The 3,781-nt window shown below is 58.7% G+C and carries 2 protein-coding genes; both read left to right on the forward strand.

The window, feature by feature from the left end:
• Positions 1 to 177 precede the first annotated feature (177 nt).
• Entirely contained in the window at positions 178 to 1,611 is a 1,434-nt protein-coding gene (locus ABX749_RS25410; protein ID WP_372898472.1) for a phytoene desaturase family protein, read from the forward strand.
• A 563-nt stretch (positions 1,612 to 2,174) separates the two neighbouring features.
• Positions 2,175 to 3,781, forward strand: a 1,607-nt coding sequence (locus ABX749_RS25415; protein ID WP_372898473.1) for a hypothetical protein, incomplete at its 3' end; no start/stop codon positions are given.

Below are 3,781 nucleotides of genomic sequence, written 5' to 3' on the forward strand. Positions count from 1 at the left end.
AAAAACCAAATGGCCCAACGGGTGCTTCGCATTTTTGGTACCTGACCCCTTTTCCGCGGCACCCTCAATCGAAAAGTTGACGGAGCACTAGTGGGATAGGCTTCCCGCCCGTCATCGTTCAAATTATCCCCGCAAGACGCTTTCGATTCCTTTTTCCCCCATTGCTGCCGCCGTTCCATGCCGCGTGATTTTCTAAAAGGTGCCAAAGACGAGTACGATGTCGTGGTGATCGGCAGCGGATTGGCCGGGCTGACCAGTGCCAACATTCTCGGTCGCGCCGGCCACCGTGTGCTGTTGTTGGAACAGCACTACAAACTCGGCGGGTTGGCGACCTGGTTTCTGCGGCCCGGAAGCCACACCTTCGACATCTCGTTGCATGGGTTTCCTCACGGGATGATCAAATCGTGTCGCCGATATTGGAACCGTGGCATCTCCGACCGAATCGTCCAGCTCAAAAACATTCGCTTCGACAACCCCCAGTTCTCGCTCACCACGACGTTCGATCGCGAAGATTTTTCGCGGTTGTTGGTCGAGCGGTTCGGTCAGGATCCCGAGACGGTCAAGTCGTTTTTTGACACCGCGCGGGGCATGAATTTCTACGACGACCAAACCACCACGACCGGAGAACTCTTTGAACGGTTCTTTCCCGGACGCAACGACATCGTTCGTCTGTTGATGGAACCGATCACCTACGCCAACGGGTCCACACTGGAAGACCCCGCGATCACGTACGGGATCGTTTTCAGCAACTTCATGAGCAAGGGCGTTTACATCTATGAAGGGGGAACCGACGACCTGATCAAGCGGATGAAAAAGGAATTGGAATCCAACGGGGTCGACATCCGCATCAATTGTCCGGTCGATCAAATCATTACCAAAGGTGGTCGAGTCAGTGCGGTCCGGGTCGGTGATCGAACCATTCGCTGTCGTGCCGTCGTCAGCAATGCGAACCTGCGGACCACGATCCTGAAGATGATCGGCAAAGAAAAACTGGATGCCGATTACGTCCAACGGACCAACGCCGTCCGGCTGAACAACAGCAGCACGCAAGTCTACATGGCGCTCAAAGAGGGCGAAACGATCGACGAAAGCAGCGGTGACCTGTTCTTCACCAGCACGGCGGAGACGTTCAATACCGAGTCATTGCTCAGCCGCGACATCACCAGTCGGACCTTCAGCTTTTATTATCCCCGGACGCGGCCCTGGAAAACCAAGGAACGCTACGCGATCGTCAGCAGCACCAACGCCAACTGGTCGGACTGGAACGATCTGAACGAAGAGGATTACGAAGCGAGCAAGCAAGATCTGGTGGAGACCACGATCGACGCGCTGGAGCGTTACATCCCCGGGGTGCGTGACAAGATCGACCATGCCGAAGCCGCCACGCCGCGTACCTTCCAGCACTACACGCTCCACGAACGGGGCGCCAGCTTCGGCACCAAATTCGAAGGCCTGGGGGTCAGCCGAGACCTGCCCAACCAAGTCGGAGGCATGTATCACGCCGGAAGCGTCGGGATCATCATGAGCGGTTGGCTCGGGGCGATCAATTACGGCGTCATCGTCAGCAACGAAGTCGACCAGTTGTTGACCAGCGAATCCTCGCCGGTGTGAGCCTGGGTGCTGCGGCGATCGGCAGATGTTTGATCGGCGTCCGTCGGGAGCGTGCGAGCGAATCAATTCAGCGGCTGGTGTTAGCGGAACGGCGCGAGCCGTCCGGTATCGGCTTGAACGACCGGAGGGCTCGCGCCCTGCCGCTAACAAATCACTCCAGGAGTTAGCGGAACGGCGCGCGCCGTCCGGTATCGGCTTGAATGACCGGAGGGCTCGCGCCCTGCCGCTAACAAAACACTCCAGGTGTTAGCGGAACGGCGCGAGCCGTCCGGTATCGGCTCCAGGTGTTAGCGGAACGGCACGAGCCAGTCCAGAATCGTCGCAATCTCGACAAACTGTCGTCAAATCGATCTTCCAGCCATACGGCGCGAAGGCTTTGTGCCGGCCGCTAAAAACGTCGCGCCCTCTGACAAATCGAGCTGCAGTGGCCGGGTGATCGACTGATCGACTGAATCTCGCCGGAATATCAACTTCGCAACGTCGTGCTACCGCGGACGGTACACGGATTGCAGTGGAAAGCGGTGCGAAGGCGTTCGACGAATCACTCACAGCCAACCTACACGATGATCCACTTCCCAAGGTCTCTCTTTTTCTCCTGCCTGCACACCGCCGTTGCGGTTCTGTTGGCCAGTCCGCTGCTTGCTCAAGCTCCCCCGTTCCAACCCCAGGAAGTCGGACAGCCGAGTGCTGGATCGATCAACGCATCTTCCGAAACGCTCAATGCTGACTTGCAGGCGATCGATCCGGCGCAGGGCGATCCGCTGGTCGATGAATCCGGCGTGGAATACCTGACACACGGACCGTTGCACGAGTCGTACGCCGAACCTTACGCGGCCGACCCGAAGCCCGCTCCGGTGGTCCCCAAAGAACCTCCGCCGCCGGTCAAGGAACTGCCGCCGACGCTTCGGCCGGACAGTGAAAAATCGACGTGGATCCCGGGATATTGGGATTGGGATGAAGAGCTTGGTGACTACCTGTGGATCAGCGGTGTGTGGCGAGAGGTCCCACCGCAACGTCGCTGGGTGCCCGGTTACTGGGAGCCGGCCGAGGACGGCTATCGTCGCGTCGCAGGCTTTTGGGCAAATGAACAAGCGGCAACGGTCGACTACCTGCCGCCGCCGCCGGAGTCACTCGAGCAAGGTCCGGCCTCGCCGGCGCCGGGGGACAATTACTTCTATGTGCCTGGAAACTGGACCTATCAAACAAGCCAGTACCAGTGGACGCCGGGCTTCTGGGCCAGATCCCAACCCAACTGGGTCTGGATTCCGAACCAATACGTCTGGACCCCGCGGGGCTGCATCTTCCGAACCGGGTATTGGGACTATCGTCTCCAGCGGCGCGGCGTGCTGTTCACCCCGGTGTATTATCGGTCGCCGATTTATCTGCGCGCCAACTACTGGTATCGGCCGCGCTACGTCATCAACAGCGGTCTTGGTCTGTTGGCGAATCTGTTCGTCAATCCGCGGTACGGTCGCTATTACTTTGGCGACTACTACGGAGTGGGATATGGAACGAGTTACTATCCCTGGATCAGCTACTACCAGCGGCCACGGCTGTACGATCCGTTGTACTCGTACTATGGGATCCGGTCGCTGAACGATCGAGAGTATTCGCTCGATCGCATCGCGCGACAACATCAACAGATCCGCGAGCATCAGGAACTCAGGCCGCCGCGAACGTATGCGGGACCGCCCGCTCACGCGGGACCGCGTGGAGCAGGTTCGGTGACGGGCAAGGGGAATCGCGAGCGCGTCGAGGCGGCAAACTTGGCCAATTCGCTGGAAGACTATGCCCGGCGGAACTCCGATGACATTCGATTCCGTCGCATCAGCGATACCCAAGCCTCGTCGTTGGGACGTTTTGCGGAGCAGTCCCAGGAAAAAACACGGAGTGCCCGGCGAGACTTCGAAAAGTTGCCGCCAGCAAAGAAGATCGCGAGCGATGCGTCAGCGGTCGGCCGATCCACCACACCAGGTGGACCTTCACGCGTATCCAGTTTTCGTCTGCCAGGCGACGAGTCGCCCCAGCGCGGCGTGCCATCGTCGATTCGTGGGCGAGACCTGTTGAACAATGACATCAGAGGCAATGACATCAGAGGCAATGACATCAGAGGCAATGACATCAGAGGCAATGACATCAGAGGCAATGACATCAGAGGCAATGACATCAG

Origin of the sequence: Stieleria sp., from assembly GCF_041595215.1 — a bacterium.
In the GTDB taxonomy this organism is placed as follows: Bacteria; Planctomycetota; Planctomycetia; order Pirellulales; family Pirellulaceae; genus Stieleria; species Stieleria magnilauensis.